Raw genomic sequence first — 20,865 nt, 5'->3', positions numbered from 1 at the left:
GGTCACTGGGGTGTCCCGGCTCCGTGCGCGTCCAGGTACGCGTCGACGCGGTCGCGGTACTCCTCGAACAGGTCGGCCACGGTGCGGGCGATACCGGCCCGCCAGCCGATGGTGCAGTCGCCGATCAGGCCGCGGCGGACGTCATGGTCGAAGACGGCCGTTTCCCGGCTGTAGTCGCCGCGGTCCAGTCGCACCGGCACGCCGGTGAGCGCGGACAGGTACTCCAGCAGCTCGGTGATGCCGACCTCCTCGTCCCCGCCCCAGTTCACGACCCGCGCGGGCGCCCGCGCCACGTCCCACAGCAGCGGCACCTGGCGCACGACGTCATCGGTGTGCAGCAGATTGCAGTAGTTCTGGCCCTCGCGGGGCACCGCGCAGGGCTGCCCCTTGCGCATCTGGTTGAACAGGATCATGGGCACGCCGCCGTGGCCGTACGGGCCGTAGGCGATGTTGAGGCGGGCGATCACCGTCGGCAGCCCGAGTGTCTCGGCCAGACCGCGCGCCACCCCTTCGGCCGTGATCTTGGCGACGGGGTACGTCGGCAGCCACGGCGCGGCCCCGCCCAGCGGATCGCTCTCCCGGTAGCGATGTCTCCGATCGGCGCGGTTGTAGACCACCCCGGACGAGACGTACAGGAACGACTCGGCGGCGGAGCAGTGGGTCATCAGCCGTGCGGTGCCGACCGCGTTGACGCGCGCGGTGTCCTCGAAGTCCTTGCCGTCGCCCCGGTGCACCGCCGAGTGCAGCACATGGGTGAAGTCGCGCGGCAGGCCCTCCAGGTCATCGGTGGCCATGTCCCAGGTGGCGGTGTGGGCGCCCACTTCCTCCAGCGCCTCGCGCGCGTGGGGGTCGCCGAACCGGCCCAGGCACCACACCTCGTTGTCGATGGCGAGCGATTCGGCGACGGGCCTCGCGACCTGTCCGGTCCCCCCGGTGATGAGTATCTTCTTGCCTCGCATGATCGGCGGCTCCTGGTGGTGTCAGCGTTGCCTTTCCCGGTTCTCAGCCGAGCGCGCGGGCCAGTTCGTGCCGCAGGGTCGCCTGGAAGGTGTGCACATGCCGCGGGCTCATCAGGGTGTAGTGCTCCCCTTCGACCTCGATATAGGTGTTGGGGTCGCGGGTGAACTCGTCCCAGTGGCTGAGCTGGTGGTCGAGCCACTCCTCCTTGGTGCCGCGCAGCGGAGTGCAGTAGAAGACCTTCACCCGGCCGACCGAGCCCGACGGTTCGTAGGTGCGGCCCAGGTGCACCATGCTCTGTGCGAGGTGCACCCAGTCGGCGAACCGCTCGAGGGTGAGGTCGAGTTCGGTCAGCCGCCGCTTCGGGGCGTGGTCGATCAGATAGGCGAGCTGATCGGCCTCGGGCAGTGGCCGGAGGGTGGCGGTCAGCCGCTCGATGTCGGTGGCGTCGATGAGTTCGAGGAAGAGCGCCAGGTTGATCGCGCCGTCGGTGAAGGTGATCTCGTTCATACGGTCGGATATCCGCGGTGGCAGGTTGAAGACGCCCACGAAGTCGACCTTGTCGCCGTCGGCTTCCAGCCGTTTGGCGATCTCGAATGCCACCGCCCCGCCGTAGGAGTACCCCGCGACGGCGTAGGGGCCGCTGGGCTGCGCCCGCCGGATGGCCTCGACGTAGGTGGACACCATGTCGTCGAACGACCCGAAGTGGGTCTCCCCCTGCCCGAATCCACGGGCCCGCAGCGCGTAGAAGGGCCGCTCGCCGGTGAAGTACTTGGCGAGATTGACGAACACCAGCACCTCCCCGAGACCGGGGTGGACGCAGAAGAGCGGCGTCCCGTCCCCGGTGATCTGCAGTGGCACCAGCGGATCGTAGGTGGCGTCGCCGCCGGCGCCCTGCCCTGCCCTCAGGCGGCCGGCCAGGGCTCGTACGGTCGGGGCCTGGAGGAGCGTCGACATCGGCACGTCCTCGATGCCGAACGCGGCCTGGATCTCCAGCTTGAGCCGCAGCACGTCCAGCGAGGTACCGCCCAGGTCGAAGAAGCTGGCAGTGGCCGACACCGCCCCGGTGTCCAGGACGCGGGCGTAGACCTCGGCCAGTGCGGTCTCCACCTCGCCCTCCGGCGCCGCATGGCCGCCGAGGAACCGGGTGCTGATCTCGTCCGACCGGCGGGCCGCCTCGTCCAGGCTTCCGTTCTCGACGGCCGCGCGCAGCCGGGACCGCTGGATCTTGCCGAGGTTGCCACGGGGGATCTCGCCCTCGGCGACGGGGAGGATCAGCTGAGGGCGGAACCCCCAGTGCATCACCGTGGAACTGCGGATCGCCACGATGGCCCGGTACACCGCGGTCTCGTCGGCGGGGTCGCCCGCCGGGACGAACGCGATGGCGAGCTGTTCGGTGTCGGCCCCCTCGGGCCGTATCGGGAACGCGGCGACATGGCCGCGCTTCACCCCGTCCAGCTCGTCCAGGACCGCTTCCAGGTCGTGGCTGTAGTAGTTGACACCGCTGACGATGATGGAGTCCTTGGTGCGGCCGACCAGCGTCAACCGGCCGTCGGAGTCGAGGTGGCCCAGGTCTCCGGTGCGGAACCAGCCGTCGGCGGTGAACGCCTGCGCGGTGGCCCGCGCATCGCCGAAGTAGCCGCCCGAGACCATCGGGCCGTGCAGTTGCACCTCTCCCGGCTCGGCCGCGCCGGGCCGGTCGGTGGAGGACAGCACCGTGCCGTCGTCGTCGGTGACGCGAATCCGCAGGCCCCGCACCGGGCGGCCCAGCGGGGGGAACTCCGTCTCCAGGTCGCGGGTGGCGAAGTCGCGGTTGAACACACTGCCCGCGCAGGTCTCGGTCATCCCGAACGCGGGCACGATCACGTCTCCGCGCAACCCGTAGGGCGCGAGCGTGTCCAGGAACGCCCGTACGGTGGCGGTCACGGTGGCCTCACCGCCGGAGATGATGTGCCGCACCTGTGACAGGTCCACCTCCTGGCGCGACGGGGGCCGCCCGGCGAGTGCCTGGTTGATCTGCCCGAAGAGGAAGTTGGGGGTGAACGTCACTCTCACCCGATGGGCCGTGAGCAGCCTGAGGAACTCCACGGGGTCCGCCAGCACGGTGGCCGGCACCGTCATGACCTGGGCGGCGCCATTGAACATCGGCAGCAGATGCGCCTCTATCGCGGCGATGTGATCAACCGAGATCCAGTTCAGCGAGGTGTCGTCGGGCCCGAGTTCCAGCGCCCCCGCCTTACCGGCCTGCGCCGCCAGCAGATTGGCGTGGGTGAGCCTGACCGCCTTGCTCGATCCCGTGGATCCCGAGGTGAGCATCAGCAGGGTGAGATCGTCCGGCGCGGGCACATGGAGCTGATCGGGTTCGGCCGTCGTATGGCTCAGCTCCTCGACCGTCACGGACCGCAACCCGACCTCGGGCAGCTCTCCATGAGCCGTCTTGGACACGATCACCAACGGGTCGCCCAGGAGCGAGCGCAGATGCTCCAGCGGGGCACGCCACCGGGAAGGGTCGGCCGGCGGTGCGACCGGGCACGGCACGGCACCGGCGAGTACGCATCCCCAGAAGGCGCGGAAGAAGACCTCCGGATCACCGGCCGCGATGAGCACTCGGTCGCCCGGGGCGGTGCCGCGCCCGCGCAGCCCTTGCGCGATCCGGCAGGCGCACTCCCGCAACTCGGCGTAGGAGAGGAACGGGCCGCCGATGAACGCGATGCCTTGAGTCGTGTCGCGGGCCGCACGCTCGAGCAACTGCGGGAGTGTCGAAGCAGGACGTTGATCCGGCATGGGGGAAGTCCTCCGATCAGAAGGGACGGAAAACCATGACGAGCAGGGCTGGGGGCGCGACGCCGCACCGGAGAGGAGCACCGGGGCTTCGGGCTCTGACATCGCCATCGGCGGTGGTGCGAATTCGTGGGGCCGCGGCTGGGCGGGTGGAGCTTGGCGCCCGCGGCGGCACGTTTGATCGAGATGACGCGACCGTGCCGGCGCCGGGGTGTCCCAGGCCGGTGGCTCGGTCGGACCGGCCGTCAGATCAGGTGGATCCGACCTCGTTGAATCGCACGATGTCCTCGATCGTCTTCCGCAGATTCAGCTCATCCGGATCGGAGACGATGGCCTGTCCCACGCGGCCGTACGGCCCGACCGGCGCATCGGGCGATGAATCGTAGACGATCTCATCGAAAAGGAAGTGACGCTCAAAATCGCTCTGGGTCAAATTGCACCCGTTGGGGCGACGCAGAAGAATGTATCCATGGAAGCGCTCCGGCGTGCGCTGGTCGCCCAGGGCCCGAGTCGCTCCCTCCCCCAGTGCGAGACTGATTTCGACGTCAAAGAGATCGACGCCGTATGTCAGCCGATTGACCTGAGGGGACAGCGCCCCGGGAAGGCGGATGGCGCACTCGCCGAAGGTCAGCCCTTTTTCTGTCGCGAACGCCTCCATATGGAATACGCAATCAGGCGCGTTCAGACTGGTGAGCGCTTGCCCGGCGAGTGTCTCCATCTCATGGAACACGGCGGAATGCCGCCTCCGGTCCAGGACGTACGCGGACAGGACACCGCCCTGTACGGCCCTGAGCGGTGAGGTGTGGTAGCTGCTCATGGACGACCACCGAAGGTCTCCCTTTTCCCAGACGCCGTCGAGATAGACCTCCGGAGCGTCCATGAAGGACTCGGCGACGATCTCGACATCCGACTGGCCGGTGAAGAGGGTCAGGGCCTGTGCGTACTCCTCCGGAGTGCGGACGATGTTCGTACGGAGAGCGCCGGCCCCGGTCGCCGGCTTGACCACGAAGACCTCTCCCAGATCGTCGGCGAGCTCCGTGAACGACGTGCCCATGGGCACGTGACGGCAGCGCGCCCGCCTGATCCGGGGCGGCAGCATGCTCTTCTGGAGGTACTTGTCCCGGAAGTGGAGGGCCGTCCTGGAATCGGCGTTCCCGGGAAGGTTCAGCTGCTGCCGTAAGTAGGTCGCCCCGAATACGCCCATTTCATGGACGCTCAGTACCCCGGCCACATCGCCAATGTCCGCGGACAGCACTGCTCGGAAGATTTCCTGGGCGTTCTCCATGTCGGCGACCCAGGTGAATCTCCGACTCTTCGGCGGGCTCGCCGGCGCCTGGACAATATAGTAAGGATCAACGCCGCGGCGCCGCAGTGCCTGATCGAGATCGCCTCTGTATCCGATAACAATCATCGTCGGCATTCTCGCCTCCCCGTTACGGCTGGCCAAAACTTGAAGAAGTCATTTGCCGTACTGCCGCCCGATGTGGTTTCGGGCGGACCGGTGGATCGGTGATGTCTCGCGATGAGCTACTTCGAGGCCGGCACCGAGGCATCGTTTCACAGGGATACGAAAATTTGATCCATTGAGGATGAGCTTGTGACGCAAGTCACAAGCTGAGCAATGAGCGCGAATGGAATGAGAAATTCCATTCGTGCTCATGGAATCTATTCGCCATTCCGGTCATGCCCCGTATAGCACTACATGGAGAAAATGACGCGGGTCCCCGATCAGATCGCGGTGAAGCCGCCGTCCGCCGCGACCACGGCGCCCGTGATGAAGCTGGAGCGCGGCGAGACGAGGAAGCAGAGCACTTCGGCGATCTCCTCGGGCTGGGCCACCCGGCCGAGCGGCTGCGCGTCGGCGAAGGACGCCAGGTACGCACGGCTGTCGGGGCGGAACGTATCGAGGAAGTCCGTCTCGATGACACCCGCGGCCACGATGTTCGCCCGGATGCCCAGCGGCCCGCCTTCCACCGCGAGAACCTTCGTCAACTGGGCCAGGGCGCCTTTGGAGGCGCTGTACGCGGCGCCTTCCGGCAGCGCGACGGTGCACGTGTAGGAACCCGTGCTCACCATGGCCCCACCACCGCGCTCCTTCATGACGCGGAATGCCTCACGGGCGAAGAGGAAGGCCCCTCGGGCATTGACCGCCATCACGGTGTCCCAGTCCTCCGCCGTCGTCTCCGTGACCGGCTTGTTGAGGGTGCGCCCGGCGTTGTTGACCAGGATGTCCAGGCCGCCGAACGCATCGACGGCCTCCTGTACCGCGCGGTGGGCGGTCGCCTCATCCGTGATGTCGCCGACCAGGGGGCGTACGCCCGGGAAGTGCCCGGGCAGTTCCGTCACCTCGTGGCGCCGGTCGACGGCGACGATCCGCGCGCCGCGGCGGTGCAGCAGCCGGACGGTCTCCCTGCCGACGCCGCGTGCCGCCCCTGTGACCAGGGCGATCTTGCCCGTGAACTCCGCGGAGTCGGCGGAATGAGTGGATGCCGTCATGGTGCCGTCCTTCTTCGGTGCCGCCGTGGAAAGCGGCGGGGTCGTCCTTGCGCCACCGAGTCTGGGCAGTGCGCCACGGGTCGGCCAGGACGCCTTCTGCCTGGGTGCGACACACCCAGGCAGCCGGTCGCGGCGTTTCGTAGCCTGGCGGCATGGGTGACAACGACCTGGGAGAATTCCTGCGGAGCCGCAGGTCAGGACTTCGGCCTGAAGAGGTCGGGATGGCGAGCCACGGCACCCGGCGCGTTCCCGGGCTGCGCCGTGAGGAGGTCGCGGTGCTGGCCGGTGTCAACGCCGACTACTACACCCGACTGGAACAGGGCCGGGAGCGCCGCCCCTCCGCGCAGGTGCTCGACGCGCTCAGCCGCGCGCTGCGCCTCGACGGCGACGCCCGGGACCATCTGTTCCGGCTCGGCGGCACGGTGCCCGACGGCCCCGCCGCCCGCGTCTCCGACCAGGTCAGTCCCGGGTTGCGGCAGCTGATGGACGGCTATCCCCACACGCCTGCCTTTGTGCTCAACCGGACCCTGGACCTCCTCGCCACCAACGCGCTGGCCGACGCCCTCTACTCGCCGTTCCATCCGGCGGACAACCTGGCCCGCATGGCGTTCGCGGACCCCGCGGGCCGCACCTTCTACCAGGACTGGGACCGGGCGGCCCAGGCCACGGTCGCGAATCTGCGCCAGGCCGCGGGCTACGAGCCGGACAACCCGCGCCTGCGCCGGCTCGTGGACACCCTCACCGAGGACAGCGCGGACTTCGCGCGCCTGTGGGACAGCCACACCGTGCGTGGGAAGACTCAGGAGGCCAAGCGGTTCCTGCACCCCGACGTCGGTCCCCTCACTCTGAGCTACCAGGCGTTCGACGTACGGGAGGCCCCGGGCCAGCAACTCGTCATCTACCACGCGGAGCCCGGCAGCGGCAGCGCGGAGGCGCTGCATCTGCTCGGCTCCATCCACGCGACACGCACCCGGCCCTCCCCGCGCGGTGCGGACCGCACCTGAACGCGTGGCTCGGGCGCAACGCCTGCCAGCGGTGAAGGGCCGGTGGGTTCCGGCCCCTCACGGTCGGCCAGTCGGCGCGCTCAGTCGCGCGCGAGCAGTTCGAGCGTGTCGATGACGCGGTTCGAGAAGCCCCACTCGTTGTCGTACCAAGCCACCACCTTGATGTGCTTGCCGTCGACGCGGGTGAGGGCGGCGTCGAAGATGGACGACGCGGGTCGGCGGGTGATGTCGCTGGAGACCAGCGGCTCGTCGGCGTAGTCGAGGATGCCCTTGAGCTCGCCGTCGGCGGCGGCGCGGTAGGCCGCGAGCACGTCGTCGCGGCTGACCTCCCGGGAGACCGCGGTGTTCAGCTCCACGATCGAGCCCACCGGGACCGGTACGCGGATCGAGTCGCCCGACAGCTTGCCGTCGAGGTTCGGCAGCACCAGGCCGATGGCCTTGGCGGCCCCGGTGGTGGTGGGCACGATGTTCACCCCGGCGGCGCGGGCGCGGCGCAGGTCGCGGTGGGGGCCGTCCTGGAGGTTCTGCTCCTGGGTGTAGGCGTGCACCGTGGTCATGAAGCCGTGCTCGATACCGGCCAGGTCGTCCAGTACGGCTGCCAGCGGGGCCAGCGCGTTCGTGGTGCACGAGGCGTTCGAGACGATCACATGCCGGGCGGGGTCGTATGCCTCGGTGTTCACGCCGTAGGCGAGCGTCACATCGGCACCGGCGGAGGGGGCGCTCACCAGCACGCGCCGGGCACCGGCCCGGATGTGCGCGCGGGCGGCGTCCGCCGCGGTGAAACGGCCCGTGGACTCGAGCACGATGCCGACGCCGAGTTCGGCCCACGGCAGGTCGGCGGGCTCGCGCTCGGCGAGCACCTTGATGCGGCGGCCGTCGACGATGAGGTCGGTTCCGTCGACCTCGACGGAACGGCCGAGGGGGCCGAGCGCACTGTCGTACTTGAGCAGATGGGCGAGGGACTCGGGAGCGGTGAGGTCGTTGACGGCGACCACCTCGAGGTCGCTGTCGCGCTCGAGCAGGGCGCGGAGGGTGTTGCGTCCGATGCGGCCGAATCCATTGATGGCGATGCGGGTCATGAAGATTCCTTTCGTTTCCGTCCCCATCGTCGGCATCCTGATCTCCGGCCGACAGCGGCATGAACGCCACCACACGCAAGGATCTCGCCACGGCCATCGCACCCTTCACCCGAACGGCGCTCGGCAGGAGGCTTCAGGCCGAGAAGGTGTGGCGGTACTCCGTCGGGGAGGTGCCGAGAATGCGGTGGAAGTGCAGGCGCAGATTCGCGCCGGTGCCGAGCCCGACCCGGTCGGCGATCTGCTCCACGCTCAGATCGGTGCGTTCGAGCAGCTCACGCGCCAGGTCCACGCGCGCCCTGAGCACCCACTGCATCGGCGTGTAGCCGGTGTCCTCCACGAACCGCCGGGAGAAGGTGCGCGCCGACACCCGCGCGTTGCGGGCGAGCGCCTCGAGCGTCAGCGGTTCGGCGAGGTGCGCCAGGGCCCACTCCCGCGTGCTCGCGAACAGGTCGCCGAGCGGTTCGGGCACGCTCCGCGGCACGTACTGCGCCTGTCCCCCGCTGCGATAGGGCGCCGCCACCAGCCGTCTCGCCACATGGTTGGAGAGTCCGACGCCGTGGTCGCGCCGCACCAGGTGCAGGCACAGGTCGATACCGGATGCCGCACCCGCCGAGGTGAGCACGTCGCCCTCGTCCACGAACAGCACGTTCTCGTCCACCCGCACGAGGGGATGGCGCTCGGCGAGAGCCTTCGTGTAGTGCCAGTGGGTCGTCGCCCGCTTGCCGTCGAGCAGGCCCGTGGCCGCCAGCGCGAACGCCCCGGTGGAGATGGCCGCGAGCCGGGTGCCACGTTCGTGGGCGGCCATGAGCGCGCTGACGACCGCCGCCGGTGGTTCCGTGGTGGCCGGCTCCCGGTAGCCGGGGATGAAGATGGTGTCGGCGTGCTCGAACGCCTCGAGGCCCTCGGCCACGTGGTACGAGAGCCCTTCGCCACCGGTCACCGGTCCGGGCGCGGCGCCGCACACCCGCAGCTCGTACGGCATGCTCGGCCGGTGGGAGAACACCTGCGCGGGGATGCCGACGTCGAGTGGCTTCGCGCCGTCGAGCACGAGCACGACGACGTGGTGGTTCTTCCGGCTCATCGGGCTCCTTCGGCTTCCCGCGATCGAACGGGGCCCCGCGCGCACCCGTGACCTCGATGACGACTACCGCGAGCATCCTGCCACTGGCTGCCAGGCCGTCCGGCCACCCAGCACCCAGCTGAGGTCGTGTTCGGTGTGTTCCCGCGAGCGGGCCCTGAGCTGGTCGCCGATCCACATCTTGGTGGGACGCGGCACCCGAGGATGGGCGACAAGTGCTTCCAGGTCCCGGCGCGTTGTCGCGTACGAGCGGCGAATCGCGCAGCTCACCAGCCCCAGGGCGTACCGCTCCGGAAAGACCACGCGGTCGGCGTCGTCCTCCGGGCCGCGCTCCTTGAGGTGCTCCCACAGTCTCCGGTACACGGCCGGGGAGCCGTGGTCGAAGATGCTGTCCATCGCGCCGCGGAGGGACTTCGCGAGGTGGTTCTCCGCCGCGCGGCCCTGTCGCGAGGCCACGGCCGCGCCGATGACACGGATCAGCAGTTCGGCGGCGGGTGCCGCGCCGTGTGCGGCGCTGAGACGGCGCACCAGCTGTCCGAGCCCGCTGATCAGTCCGGCGTCGGTCGGTGGGGCGAAGGCCAGGTCGAGGGCCGTGGTGAGGGCCGTGGAAGTGAGCGGGCCGGACTCGCAGGCGGCGTGCAGCAGGGCCTTGCGGGCGGCGTTCCGGGTGGCGGCCGAGGCGTCGTCGAGGAGGGGGATGGTTCCCCCGGCGTCGAACACCAGCTCCGAAAGGAAGGTGTGTGCCGTGGTGTACTGGGCGGGCTCGCGCGCCGCGATGGTTCCCACCAGCCCGAGGAAGGCCGCCCGGGTCTTCTGGTCGGAGAAGGTGGCGTACCGGGGCAGGAGTTCGGTCAGGCCGGGCGCGGGGAGGACGCCGGCGGACACGGAGCATTCCCACAGCGTGAGTGCCTGGCGCTGCCGCTTTCCGCTGTTGCCCTCGGCGACCTCGTCCGCGATCAGCCCGGTGAGGGCCGGGGCCGATGCCCGGAGTGCGGCCAGCACCCGCTCATGGGCGAGGGGCGGCAGCGGACCCGTGCCCTTCTTGGCCCGGCCGGTGGTGATGGCCTCCAGGAGCACGGTGTCGGCGTCCATGAGTGCCAGGTTCACCAGCAGGCCGATGTGGCGCTCGGTGTGGAGCCCGGCGTCCGTGACCGCCCGGTGCAGGGATTGGCGGACGAGGCTCCGGGCGGCGGCCGGGGCGGTCGTCGCCTTCTCGATCCTGCTCACCGCGGTGGGGTGACCGCCGAGCGCGGCCGGCAGGAGGAGCGTGGCCAGGCCGTCCCGGGACAGCCACAGCTCGGAGTCGGCCTCCCAGCCGGAGTGTTCCAGGACCTGCCGGACGCGGTGCGGGGGTACGTCCCGGTGGGCGAGGACGCGGCGGGCCACCAGCGCGAGCCGTTGCGAGGGCGTGACCGGCTGGTTCTCGGGGCAGGGCAGCGCCTTGAGCATGGCAGCGAGCCGGTGGACGAGGCGTTCCGCGGCGGCGCAGTCGGTGCTGAGCAGCAGGGGGAAGACCATCCGGTGCTGCAGTGCGTGCGGCGCTCCCGGCCCGGTCATCGCCAGACAGCGGTCGAGGGTGGCCTCGATGGCCCAGTGGCCGTGCGGCAGAGTGGTCAGGACGGCTGTGGCGGCGATGAGTCCGGCGTTGCCCGCGGTGTCGTGGTCGTCCGCTTCGAGGAGCGCCACCGCGGTGTCGAGGCGGCGCAGCCAGGGGTGGGGTGCGGCGGCGGGGCCGCCGTCGGGGTTGTCGGGGGCGTCGGCGGGGAGTCCGTGGCCACCGGGGAGTCCCTGGTCGCCCGGGAGTCCGTGGTCGTGGGTCCACGAGGCGGCCACCACCCTGGCCAGGGCCGTTTGGAAGAGCTCGACGTCGTACGACTTCCGCGCGAGGCGCACACGCCGGAGACGCTCCTGGACGGCGGTGGCCCATTCCGCCGAGCCCAGTGTTTCCCAGTGTCGGGCCCACAGGGTCATCACGCCGGACGCCAGCTCCGCCAGCCCCCGGGTCAGGGCGAAGTCGAGCATGTCCATGAGGCCGGTCCGTGCTGACGCCACATCGACGTGTGACGTCAGCACGAGCAGCCGAGGCAGGACGTCGAGGCCCGCGCCGGCCGTACGGCGCCCGGTCAGCTCCCGTACGCAGCCCCAGTCGGCCAGTGCGGCGTGGACCGCGAGCGAGTTCTGGGCGGCCAGCCGTTCCAGCGCTTCGAGCACGGCCTCCTGCAGGCTGGGTTCCTGCCTCTCCCACAGCCCGCGGAGCTGTGGCAGCAGGGCGTCGACGTCCGTGTCGCGTACGGTCGGGGCCAGGACCGCGTACCGTCGGGCGACGCCGTGCGGCGCCGTCGCGAGCAGGGGCTCGACGGGCACGCCCACGGCCGGGTTCCTCGCCGCGACGGCCACCGCGACGGTGTGCAGGATCATGGCGTCGTCGTGCGCCGCCATGCGGATCAGCGTGTCCCGTACCGGGCCGCGATACCGTTCGGACCCCGCGGCGAGCATGAGGAGCTGTTCGAGGATCGCCCCGACGAAGAAGTCACGGGGGTGGGACCCGATCCACTCGCACAGCGACAGCAGCGCCCGCGCCCCGGTGAGGTGCAGCAGACCACGCGCGGCCGCGTACTCGAACATGGTCTGGTGGAAGAAGTGGATGCCGTCCGAGGCTCCCCTGCCCAGCACGCCCCGGTCGATCAGCAGGTCCAGGGACGACCGGACGCGGGCGGTTTCGTACGGCCACGCGGGGCGGGGGCCGCCGTGCGGCGAGGTGAGCCGCTCGACCAGGTCCTCGCGTGACAGCTCGGTACGGCCGGCCGACATCAGCACCACGGCGATCGCGCCGGTGATCGAGGAGAGGTCCTCCGGCCCCGTGGCGCTCTGGTTGCCGTGATGGCGCCGGTCGGTGACGACCCGGTGGTCCCAGTAGCGGCGGTAGAGGCCGGTGGCGTCGATCTCGGCGCTGGGGAACGCCCCGTCGTCCCGGGCGAGTTCGAACAGCAGCCGCAGTTGGAGGGGGCTTCGGCACACCTCGCGCACCGGCAGTCCGCGGGCCACGGGCTCCATCAGCCTCCGCACTCGTGCCCCGTCGTCCCGGGGGACGGCGTCAGGGCAGTAGAGAGCGGCGTGGCCACGGATGGCGTGCGGGATCTCGCCGTCGTCGTAGGGGCCCAGCGACATCCGGAGGAAGCCGGTGCGCAGCCGGTTCGCCTCCTCCGGCCGGGAGGTCAGCACCAGGCGGACACCGGCGGCGGCGAGGTCCTCGCACAGGTCGAGCAGCGTCATCTCGTGGTGGTCGTCGTGCAGCAGCAGATCGGCGGTGTCGAGGAGCACGACGGGTGTGCGCCCCCGCGTCCGGGCGTGAGCGGCCCCGGACACGACGGTCGCAGGAGTCAGCATGGGGGGTGCGGAGGCGCCGCCCAGGGGGCGCAGCAGCCAGGCGGCGTTCACCAGGAAGACCTCGGCGTCCTCCAGAACGGTCAGGTCCCGGGCGAGGCCCCACAGCAGGCTGCTCTTGCCGTTCCCGGCGTCCCCGGTCACCAGGACCGCCTTCGGATCATCGTCGTAGAGGGCCTCCACCACCCGGTCCTGGATGGCGCGCCGCACATACAGCCCGCCGCTGAGCTGCGGCGGGGAGCCGGTGTCACCGTCCGGCCGCGGGGAGTCCACGAGGTCGAGATCGTCCGAGAACCTCCGTGCCCAGCGGAGGAGTTGACGGTGTGCGGCCGGTCCGGTGTCCGGTGGGGTTCCCGCGTCCGGGGACGGGGGCGGAGGCGGAGCCGGGGCCGAGGGCGGGGCCGTCGGACTTTCCGGGGAGGGTGCCTCCGTCGGGCCCGTGGGAGTTGCCGGCCCGGGTGTGGCGGCCGGGCCGCCGCCGGGTGGCAGTTCACGGAGGACGGAGAAGGCGAAGGCGGCGGCGTGGCGCGCCGCGCGGGACTGCCAGCCCTCGGCGTCCGCGTCGTACTTCTTCCCATCGGCCCGGTCGCTGATCCCGCGGACGATCAGGGCGGGTAACGCGGCGTTGAGATGGGCGGCCTGCGCCACGCCCGCGCCCTCCATCTCGATGGCGGCCGCGTCCTGGTAGTTCCGGCGCAGTTGCCGTCTCAGGGGCGAGTCCGCGGAGTTGAGGACGACCTCACCGGCGGCCACGGGCTTGAGGTGGACGGCCGGGCGGGCGGCGCCGGGCGGGCGTTCCCGCAGCAGATCGGTCCACGCACCGGATCTGCGGGCCATGCGGGCCAGTTGGTCGAGTTCCTGGCGCACCGGCCAGACCCTCGGACGGGAGTGGAACGCGCCGTCCTCGTCCTTGCCACCGTGGTACGCGTACACATGCGTGGCCACAACGATATCCCCGAGCTGGATATCGCCCTTGAGGGCTCCCGCCACCCCGACGAATGCCACGGCGCGCGGGCCGAACATGGTGATCGCCCGCTCGGTCAGCACGGCCGCCCCCTGGTTGCCGTCGCCCAGCTCGGCGAGCGCCACCCGCCACGGCGTACCGTCGAGCCGGCCCACCTCGAACAGGGTGCCCGCCGGGTGGAGTTGCGGCCGAGGATCGACCAGGTGCGCCCGGACCGCCTCGTACTCCACGTCCAGCGCGGTCAGTACGACGAGTGAGTCGCTGTGATACCCGGTGCTCTCCACGTCTCCCCCCGGCCACGGTCGACCCTCGTGCGGCTCGCGGGCGAAATGCTACCGTCCGCGATCTCCCGCGGCTGGGACCCGGCGCACGTACCGAACCGCGACGGACGTACGAGCCGCCGCGGTTCGGTACCGCCGGGGCGGCGCCGGTGCTTGGATGCGCGGTATGGACCTCCCCCACACAAGCCGTCCTGCCCCGAGGCCGATGGCGGTGCCTCCGTTCGACCCCGAGCTGAGCGTCGCACTGGAGTCCTTGGGCAACGGGCCGAGAGAGCCGCTCACCCCGGGAAATCTCGCGGCCCGGCGGGAGCGGGACGCCGCGACCCGGCCCAGGCCGACGGCCGATGACCTCCGGGCCGATGGCCGTTTCGAGGTGGCGGAGCTGTCCGTACCGGGGCTGCGGGACGGGCCCGAGGTCACGCTGGTGAGCGTGCGGCCCGCCGGGCGCGAAGGGCCGCTGCCGCTGCTGTACTACATGCACGGCGGCGCGATGATCATGGGCAACGCGTGGTCGGTGCTTCCGCGGATCCTTCGCGAATGGGTCCACCCGCTGGACATGGCCGTCGTCTCGGTCGAGTACCGGCTGGCGCCGCGGACGCGGTACCCCGGACCGCTGGAGGACTGCTACGCGGGACTCCTCTGGGCCGCCGAACACGCGGCCGAACTGGGCGTCGACGGGGACCGCGTCATCGTCGGCGGGAAGAGCGCCGGCGGCGGCCTCGCCGCGGCGCTCGCCCTGCTGATCCGTGACCGCGGCGGCCCCGGCATCCTCGGGCAGCTCCTGCTGTGCCCGATGCTCGACGACCGCGGACACACCTTCTCCAGCCGCCAGATGTCCGGCCTCGGCCTGTGGGACCTCGTCTCCGGCGAGACCGCCTGGAAGGCGCTGCTGGGTGACCGCTACGGCGCGGCGGACGTGCCACCCTACGCGGCGCCCGCCCGCGCCACGGACCTCTCCGGTCTTCCCCCTGCGTTCATCGACGTCGGATCGGCGGAGATGTTCCGCGACGAGGACGTGGCGTACGCGAACGGGATCTGGCGGGCCGGGGGCCAGGCCGAACTGCACGTATGGCCCGGCGCGTACCACGGCTTCGACGGCATGGCACCGCGGGCGGCCATCAGCGAGGACGCACGCAACGCCCGCACCCACTGGCTCAGGCGCCTCCTCGCTCACTCCAGGAACACCGAGCCGAGGCCCGCGGAATGAGCCGGGCGGGCGGATTCCGGTCACCGGGCGGGACGGGTGACCACCTGCTCCTGGTTCCGGACGCACCCGGACCACCGCCGTCGTGAAGGCCCGCCACGCGTACCCCCAGCCACCGGCTTCACGCGGCGTCCGACCGCCGCTCGGACGGCGCGGTCGTCGGCCGGGAGCGCGATTCCCGCGCCCCGCCGGGAATCAAGCGCAGATGACGCCGCACACGTGCGTGCCGCGGGGCCGAGGGCGCCCCGGACAGCCAGTCCTCGACACGGTCCATGACCAGCAGCATCAAAACCAGCGTGGGCAGCACTGAGACCGCTACAACGATCACGACGAAGGCCCCTTCCTCAGCAGGCGACCCAGGCCGGGTGCCCGCCACACCTCACCGCGTCAACGGTGGTGTGTGGGAATCATGTGAAGGTCGAGCGCGGTGCCGGGCGCATGGGCGAACCCGGGCCCGGGGATCGGGGCCCGGGACCCGGGGCAAATTCAGTGGACATCGCGTACCCCGGCGGTGAAGGGTGACGGCATGAACCAGGAGGAGATCTGGGACGTCGATGCCGCGCAGCGCTACGACACGCCCGGCACGGGCATGTTCGCGCCCGAGATCCTGAGGCCGGCCGTGGACCGCCTGGCCGAGCTCGCAGGCGGCGGAGCGGCACTCGAATTCGCCATCGGCACCGGCCGGGTGGCCGTCCCGCTCGCCGAACGAGGAGTCCCCGTCACCGGCATCGAGCTGTCGCGTCCGATGGTCGAGCAACTGCGCACCAGGGCCGACGAAACGACGATCCCGGTGATCGTGGGCGACATGGCGACGTCCGTGGCTCCCGGGGACTTCACGCTCGTCTATCTCGTCTACAACACCATCTCCAACCTGCTCACCCAGGCCGAGCAGGTCGAGTGCTTCCGCAACGCCGCCCGCCACCTCGAGCCCGGTGGCAGGTTCGTGATCGAGCTCTGGGTTCCCGAGCTGCGCAAGCTCCCGCCGGGCCAGACGGCCACCGTCTGGCAAGCCGAGCCCGGGTACATCGGGTTGGACACCTACGACGTACTGCGCCAGCACGTCGTCTCGCACCACTTCCGGTTCGACGACACCCGGCAGGCCCGGCTGACCCGCAGCCCGCACCGTTACATCTAGCCGGCCGAACTCGATCTGATGGCGCGACTGGCGGGATTCGAGTTGGAGAGCAGGCACGCGGACTGGGCCGGCGCCGAATTCACCGCCGAGTCGCGTTCCCACGTCTCCGTCTACCGAATCCCGCCGAACCGTTAGCCAACCGCTCCCGTCGAGGCCCTCTGAGCGGGATTGGACACTGCCGGGTCTGGACATCGCCGGGGCCGGACGTTGCCGGGGCCGGGCGTTGCCGGGGTGGACATCCCCCGGGCACGTCCGAGCAGCACCCCGACCGGTGGCAGGGCGGCGACCCTCGCCGCATCGCCGGTCGGGACCCCTTCCACGGTCAGGCCCTGGGTCGAGCGCCGGGCAGCGAACCGGCGAGCCCGGCGATCACCAGAGAGTGGCCGCCCGGTTCGGCGAGCTGAACAGCCGGCCCAGGCGGAGAAGGGGCCCGCGATCAGAAAGCCGATGGTCAGCGGCAGCATGTAGATGTCCGCCCACAGCGGGGTCTCCTCGAAGCCGTAGCCGTGGCGGGGCAGCCAGATGCCCTGCAACCAGATGATCAGGATGAACATCAGGCCACCGCGCCCCAGCGCCGCCGGCAGACTGGCCACGTTCCCCGCGGTGAACGCGCGGATGCGGCCGCACGGCATCTGACCCGGCAGGCACGGGATCAGACGCGCAGGACCACGGGTCCCGTGCCATCCGCGGTACCCACTTATTTGTGGGTACTTGGCAGCGACGGGCGACCGCGCGAATCTGGTGGCGGGCGGTCGGAGGGCCGCCGGATCGGATGACACGGAGGTGGCGTTGCGTCAGGGTGCCGACTGGGCCTCGGCCAGCTTCTCCAGGCGACGGTGTCCCCAATCGGACAGGGGGGCCAGCGCCTCGGAGAGGTCGCGGCCGAACGTGGTGAGGGAGTACACGGTCTTCAGTGGCAGCACATCGTGGACTTCCCGGTGCACCAGCCCGTCCGTCTCCATCTCACGGAGCGCCTGAGTCAGAACCTTCTCGCTGAGGCCCGGCAACCGCCGGCGTAGCTCACCGGGGCGATGCGGACCGGACTCCAGTGCCCAGAGCAGGGCGGTCTTCCACTTGCCGTCGATCACGGCGATCGCGGCGGTCACTCCGCAGACATTGGTGTCCTGAGCACGGCTGCGTGTCATCTTCGCTCTATTTCCTTTGCGCTATGTACGCGTATATCCATATGGGGGTTGAGTCATGTCCATGTACTCCGAACAGTCTGCCGTCACCGTGCTCGGTCTGGGGCCGATGGGCCGCGCCCTGGCCGGTGCGTTCCTGGACGCCGGGCTGCGGATCACGGTCTGGAACCGGACACCGGGCAGGGATCGGGAGCTGATCGAGCGGGGCGCGGTTGCCGCGCCATCGGCGGAAGAGGCGGTCGCCGCAAGCGAGTTGACCGTCATCTGTGTGGTGAACTACGACGCGTCGGATGCGATCCTGCGGCGGGACGCGGTCAGCGCTGCGCTCAAGGGACGCACTGTGGTGAACCTGAGCGCGGACACTCCGGACCGGGCCCGGGACACCGCGGACTGGGCGGCCGGGCACGGCATCCGCTACCTCGACGGTGCGATCATGACGCCGACCACCACCATGGGAACGCCTGCCTCGGTGTTCCTCCACAGCGGCCCGGCGGAGCTCTACCAGGAGCACCGGCCCGTACTGGAGGCGCTGGGCGGAGCCCATACCCACCTCGGAGAGGAGATCGGCCGGGCGGCGGCGTACGACATCGTGCTGCTCGACATCTTCTGGACGGCGATGGCGGGCTACGCCCACGCTCTGGCGGTGGCGCGGGCGGAGGGGATCGGCGCCCGGGAGTTGGCGCCCTTCGCCAAGGGCATCGGCGCGATCCTTCCGCCGCTCTTCGAAGAGACCGCGGAGGAGATGGACCGCGGCACCTTCTCCGGGGAGGGCAACCCGATCACCTCGGGCGTATCGTCCATGGCCCATATCGTCCGCACCTCCGAGGGGCACGGCATCGACGCGGGCGTGATGCGCGCGGCCGAGGGCATGGCCCGCCGTGCCATCGGGCTGGGGCATGGCACGGACGGGTTCATTCGCGTCGCCGAGGTACTGGGCCGCCGCTGACACGTCAGGTGGGGAATCCTCCCCAAAGCTGTTCCCGCTGCCGGTAGTTGACACTGAAAGGGTCTGGTGCGGCTGCCGCGGTGTGCGAGATTCTGAGCCACTCAAGAGGGTCTTCAGCGAACGGAGGCTACGAGCATGGCGATATCAAGCGCCGCGGAGCTGTCCTTACCGGCAGCGGGCACCTACGAGATCGATCCGACGGCATCGACCGTTCGTTTCGACACCCGCGCCTTGGGGCTGCTCCGGGTCCGGGGGACGTTCACCATCACGCAGGGCCGGATCACCGTTGCCGAGACGTCGGAAGCGTCGTCGGTGGACGTCGAGATGGACGCGGCCAGCTTCGCGTCCGGCATTCCGCGGCGCGACAACCACGTCCGGTCGTCCGATTTCCTGGACGTGGAACGACATCCCACGATCCGCTTCCGGAGCCGGGGCCTGGAGCGGTCCGCCCAAAATGCCTCACTGCACGGCGAGTTGACCGTGTGCGGAGTGACTCAGCCGGTCGTCGTGACGATCGACAGCGTGGTCGGCGAAGGTCAGTGGATCACCGCCGGCGGCACCGCCTCGATCGACCGGTACGCCTTTGGTGTCAAGAAGGCCAGGGGCATGGCGGCTCGCCGCCTCAAAATCACGTTGGACATCGTCGCCAGCCGCTGAGTCACGTCGGTCGGCGATGTTCGTCCAGCGCACCTTCTCCGTACCCGGCCATCGGCCGCGGCCGTCCTCCGGCACGGGGCCGAGGCGGTGGAAGACCAGGTTGGCGAGCCATGCCGCTCCTCAGGTCCGTATCGGGCCTACAGTTCTTCCTGGGCGTCGAAGAGGCGGGCGGCGTACTGCGGCGGCAGCGCCTGGGTGATGTGGCGCGGCCGGGCGTCGTCGGTGGTGCCGGGGACGGCGGTGAAGCCGAAGCGGGCGCGAGTGCCGAGGACGATGCCGCCGGTGGTGGCGGCCTGCTTCTTGGCCCTGGCGCGCACCTGTGGCTGCCATCGCTTCCTCACCTCGCGTTCTATCCGGGTGGCGAGGGGCTTACGCGGCCGCTTGAGCCGGTCCTTGACGTATCGCTCGACGGTGCGCTGGGAGATGCCGAGCAGATCGGCCACCGGCCGGGTGCCCTTGAGCTGTCTGACCAGATAGCGCATCCGCGCGCCGGCCGACTTGGGGACGGGCCGGGTGCGCTGGTGGAAGCGCGGCAGGTGGGCCAGGAGCGGGTGGCCGTCCGGGGCTTCGGGCGGGGCGCACCGCACCGGCTGGGTGCCCAGCGAGCCGGGGTTGTGTTCGCTGTGCCGCCGGCCGCCGCTGTCCGGCTCACCGGCGCGGGTGGGCGGGTGCGGAGCGGTCATCAGCTCCAGGCCGATGACGGCGGTGGAGCCGCAGGGCGTCATGACGCGGTCGGCCCAGCGACTGCGCCAGATCGGCGGGCGGCAGCTGCGCGGCCTCGCCCCAGGAGCGCGCGTCGAGGGCGTCCCAGCCCAGGACGCACAGCTGGACGCAGGCGCGCCGCGCGCCCTCGGCGGGGCGGTAGATCCGCGCCCACGGGCCGAGTCCACGCCGGGTGAGCCGCCAGTCGGCCTTCTCCAGCTGCTTGAGGACCTTGTGGCCCTCGGACAGCCTCCCCGCCCGCCGCTCCTCGTCGGTCAGCCGGGCCGGGAGGCCGCAGCGCACCGCGGCGGCGTCGGTGAGCACCAGCACCGGGTCGGCGTCCCTGCCGTTGCGGTTCAGCCGTGGGGCGCCCAGGCGCGCCTCGGCCAGAGTCCACTCCACGAGGGCGGGGAGGGACTTGGCCGGGATGTCGAGGATCAGACCGCCGGGACAGTACGCCGTGAGCCGGCCCTCCATGAAGTCCACGACCGCCAGCGGGCCGTGGGCGAAGCGCGGGTCCACGGCGGGGGTGGCGGCGGTGGCCTTGGTGCCCGCTGTGGTTGGCGCTGTCGCGGGTTGCCGCGTGTCCGGGCGCCGCGGTGCGAACGGCCGGGGCGGGCGGGCCCACTGCTGTGCCGGGGCCGTGGCGGGTCGCCGGGTCGTGTCCGGTGCGGCGGTCGCCCCGGGCTGGTGATGACTCCGCCCGGCGGAATGGCCCTGGCCCTGGTGTGGGGGCGTGACGACGAACTCGTCGATGAAGACGAACTGCTTAATCGTCAACACACTTGGGGTACTTCGAGCCCCGATTGCAGTCGTGATAGTCGTACTTACTGACGCGGAACTTCTTCTCCTCGCCCCCCTTGGCCGGCTTGACGACCAAGTAGAACTTCTTCCCGTCCTTGACCTTGTCGGTCACCTGCCCGTCAGGGCCCCGGTCGAAATCCTGCGCGCAGCCGGCGAGCGAGGCAAAAGCGGTCATTACCAAAAGGGCGGCGGCAAGGCGACGCATATGGTGCTCCGATCAACTTGGGGACCGGCACAGTCTAAGAGAGACG

The 20,865-nt window shown here is 70.6% G+C and carries 14 protein-coding genes and 4 pseudogenes; 5 read left to right on the top strand and 13 right to left on the bottom strand.

The window, feature by feature from the left end:
* Window positions 1-2: 2 nt before the first annotated feature.
* From ACZ6TD_RS44705 to ACZ6TD_RS44690, 4 genes are all read right to left on the bottom strand, one after another.
* Entirely contained in the window at window positions 3-959 is a 957-nt protein-coding gene (locus ACZ6TD_RS44705; RefSeq protein ID WP_471347524.1) for an NAD-dependent epimerase/dehydratase family protein, read from the bottom strand.
* A 43-nt stretch (window positions 960-1,002) separates the two neighbouring features.
* Complete coding sequence (locus ACZ6TD_RS44700; protein WP_471347522.1) at window positions 1,003-3,741, bottom strand: alpha/beta fold hydrolase; 2,739 nt, start codon at window positions 3,739-3,741, stop codon at window positions 1,003-1,005.
* Between the two features lie 247 nt (window positions 3,742-3,988).
* Window positions 3,989-5,158 (bottom strand): ATP-grasp domain-containing protein, encoded by a 1,170-nt coding sequence (locus ACZ6TD_RS44695; RefSeq protein WP_471347520.1) that lies wholly within the window; start codon window positions 5,156-5,158, stop codon window positions 3,989-3,991.
* A 308-nt stretch (window positions 5,159-5,466) separates the two neighbouring features.
* The gene (locus ACZ6TD_RS44690; RefSeq protein WP_471347518.1) at window positions 5,467-6,234 is read right to left on the bottom strand and encodes an SDR family NAD(P)-dependent oxidoreductase; all 768 of its coding nucleotides are present in this window, start codon (window positions 6,232-6,234) and stop codon (window positions 5,467-5,469) included.
* A 152-nt stretch (window positions 6,235-6,386) separates the two neighbouring features.
* Here ACZ6TD_RS44690 and ACZ6TD_RS44685 point away from each other — a divergent pair, with 152 nt between their 5' ends.
* Entirely contained in the window at window positions 6,387-7,238 is an 852-nt protein-coding gene (locus ACZ6TD_RS44685) for a helix-turn-helix transcriptional regulator (protein WP_471347517.1), read from the top strand.
* Between the two features lie 80 nt (window positions 7,239-7,318).
* Here ACZ6TD_RS44685 and gap read toward each other — a convergent pair whose 3' ends face one another.
* The 3 genes from gap to ACZ6TD_RS44670 form a co-directional block, all read right to left on the bottom strand.
* Window positions 7,319-8,317 carry a type I glyceraldehyde-3-phosphate dehydrogenase gene (gene gap, locus ACZ6TD_RS44680; protein ID WP_471347515.1) on the bottom strand — a complete coding sequence of 333 codons (999 nt, stop codon included), beginning with the start codon at window positions 8,315-8,317 and terminating at the stop codon, window positions 7,319-7,321.
* A gap of 133 nt (window positions 8,318-8,450) precedes the next feature.
* A complete protein-coding gene (locus tag ACZ6TD_RS44675) occupies window positions 8,451-9,398 on the bottom strand; it encodes a GlxA family transcriptional regulator (RefSeq protein WP_471347513.1) in 948 nt (315 codons plus the stop codon).
* Window positions 9,399-9,461: 63 nt separating this feature from the next.
* Window positions 9,462-14,027 carry a phosphorylase family protein gene (locus ACZ6TD_RS44670; protein ID WP_471347511.1) on the bottom strand — a complete coding sequence of 1,522 codons (4,566 nt, stop codon included), beginning with the start codon at window positions 14,025-14,027 and terminating at the stop codon, window positions 9,462-9,464.
* Window positions 14,028-14,229: 202 nt separating this feature from the next.
* Between ACZ6TD_RS44670 and ACZ6TD_RS44665 the strand changes: the two genes are divergently transcribed.
* Complete coding sequence (locus ACZ6TD_RS44665; protein WP_471347509.1) at window positions 14,230-15,231, top strand: alpha/beta hydrolase; 1,002 nt, start codon at window positions 14,230-14,232, stop codon at window positions 15,229-15,231.
* 118 nt (window positions 15,232-15,349) lie between these two features.
* Here the strand turns inward: ACZ6TD_RS44665 and ACZ6TD_RS44660 are convergent, their stop codons facing one another.
* A complete protein-coding gene (locus ACZ6TD_RS44660; protein ID WP_471347507.1) occupies window positions 15,350-15,556 on the bottom strand; it encodes a hypothetical protein in 207 nt (68 codons plus the stop codon).
* 198 nt (window positions 15,557-15,754) lie between these two features.
* Here ACZ6TD_RS44660 and ACZ6TD_RS44655 point away from each other — a divergent pair.
* Window positions 15,755-16,498: pseudogene (locus ACZ6TD_RS44655) on the top strand (class I SAM-dependent methyltransferase).
* 278 nt (window positions 16,499-16,776) lie between these two features.
* Here ACZ6TD_RS44655 and ACZ6TD_RS44650 read toward each other — a convergent pair.
* Window positions 16,777-16,983, bottom strand: a pseudogene (locus tag ACZ6TD_RS44650) (MFS transporter); the annotation flags it as partial.
* Between the two features lie 174 nt (window positions 16,984-17,157).
* Window positions 17,158-17,508, bottom strand: coding sequence for a winged helix-turn-helix transcriptional regulator (locus tag ACZ6TD_RS44645; RefSeq protein ID WP_471347506.1), 351 nt, complete (start codon window positions 17,506-17,508; stop codon window positions 17,158-17,160).
* Window positions 17,509-17,563: 55 nt separating this feature from the next.
* Here ACZ6TD_RS44645 and ACZ6TD_RS44640 point away from each other — a divergent pair, with 55 nt between their 5' ends.
* Both ACZ6TD_RS44640 and ACZ6TD_RS44635 read left to right on the top strand, forming a co-directional pair.
* Window positions 17,564-18,451: an NAD(P)-dependent oxidoreductase gene (locus ACZ6TD_RS44640; protein WP_471347504.1), complete on the top strand. Its 888-nt coding sequence runs from the start codon at window positions 17,564-17,566 to the stop codon at window positions 18,449-18,451.
* A gap of 135 nt (window positions 18,452-18,586) precedes the next feature.
* On the top strand, window positions 18,587-19,108 hold the full coding sequence (locus tag ACZ6TD_RS44635; protein ID WP_471347502.1) for a YceI family protein: 522 nt from the start codon (window positions 18,587-18,589) through the stop codon (window positions 19,106-19,108).
* A 146-nt stretch (window positions 19,109-19,254) separates the two neighbouring features.
* Here ACZ6TD_RS44635 and tpg read toward each other — a convergent pair.
* The 3 genes and pseudogenes from tpg to ACZ6TD_RS44620 all read right to left on the bottom strand — a co-directional run.
* A pseudogene (tpg, locus tag ACZ6TD_RS44630) lies at window positions 19,255-19,644 on the bottom strand (telomere-protecting terminal protein Tpg); the annotation flags it as partial.
* Window positions 19,624-20,497: pseudogene (locus ACZ6TD_RS44625) on the bottom strand (telomere-associated protein Tap); the annotation flags it as partial. The pseudogenes ACZ6TD_RS44625 and tpg, both read right to left, overlap by 21 nt.
* Window positions 20,498-20,579: 82 nt before the next feature.
* The gene (locus tag ACZ6TD_RS44620) at window positions 20,580-20,819 is read right to left on the bottom strand and encodes a hypothetical protein (RefSeq protein WP_137976178.1); all 240 of its coding nucleotides are present in this window, start codon (window positions 20,817-20,819) and stop codon (window positions 20,580-20,582) included.
* Between the last annotated feature and the right edge of the window lie 46 nt (window positions 20,820-20,865).

The organism is Streptomyces yongxingensis, assembly GCF_055597465.1.
Note: the sequence above shows the minus strand (reverse complement) of the source record. Positions and strands in the feature narration are given on the sequence as shown.

What these genes read in the sequence shown, in the direction of transcription:
- ACZ6TD_RS44705 (WP_471347524.1), bottom strand. Translation starts at nt 959, where the DNA reads ATGCGAGGCAAGAAGATACTCATCACCGGGGGGACCGGACAGGTCGCG.
- ACZ6TD_RS44700 (WP_471347522.1), bottom strand. Translation starts at nt 3,741, where the DNA reads ATGCCGGATCAACGTCCTGCTTCGACACTCCCGCAGTTGCTCGAGCGT.
- ACZ6TD_RS44695 (WP_471347520.1), bottom strand. Translation starts at nt 5,158, where the DNA reads ATGCCGACGATGATTGTTATCGGATACAGAGGCGATCTCGATCAGGCA.
- ACZ6TD_RS44690 (WP_471347518.1), bottom strand. Translation starts at nt 6,234, where the DNA reads ATGACGGCATCCACTCATTCCGCCGACTCCGCGGAGTTCACGGGCAAG.
- ACZ6TD_RS44685 (WP_471347517.1), top strand. Translation starts at nt 6,387, where the DNA reads ATGGGTGACAACGACCTGGGAGAATTCCTGCGGAGCCGCAGGTCAGGA.
- gap (WP_471347515.1), bottom strand. Translation starts at nt 8,317, where the DNA reads ATGACCCGCATCGCCATCAATGGATTCGGCCGCATCGGACGCAACACC.
- ACZ6TD_RS44675 (WP_471347513.1), bottom strand. Translation starts at nt 9,398, where the DNA reads ATGAGCCGGAAGAACCACCACGTCGTCGTGCTCGTGCTCGACGGCGCG.
- ACZ6TD_RS44665 (WP_471347509.1), top strand. Translation starts at nt 14,230, where the DNA reads ATGGCGGTGCCTCCGTTCGACCCCGAGCTGAGCGTCGCACTGGAGTCC.
- ACZ6TD_RS44645 (WP_471347506.1), bottom strand. Translation starts at nt 17,508, where the DNA reads ATGACACGCAGCCGTGCTCAGGACACCAATGTCTGCGGAGTGACCGCC.
- ACZ6TD_RS44640 (WP_471347504.1), top strand. Translation starts at nt 17,564, where the DNA reads ATGTCCATGTACTCCGAACAGTCTGCCGTCACCGTGCTCGGTCTGGGG.
- ACZ6TD_RS44635 (WP_471347502.1), top strand. Translation starts at nt 18,587, where the DNA reads ATGGCGATATCAAGCGCCGCGGAGCTGTCCTTACCGGCAGCGGGCACC.
- ACZ6TD_RS44620 (WP_137976178.1), bottom strand. Translation starts at nt 20,819, where the DNA reads ATGCGTCGCCTTGCCGCCGCCCTTTTGGTAATGACCGCTTTTGCCTCG.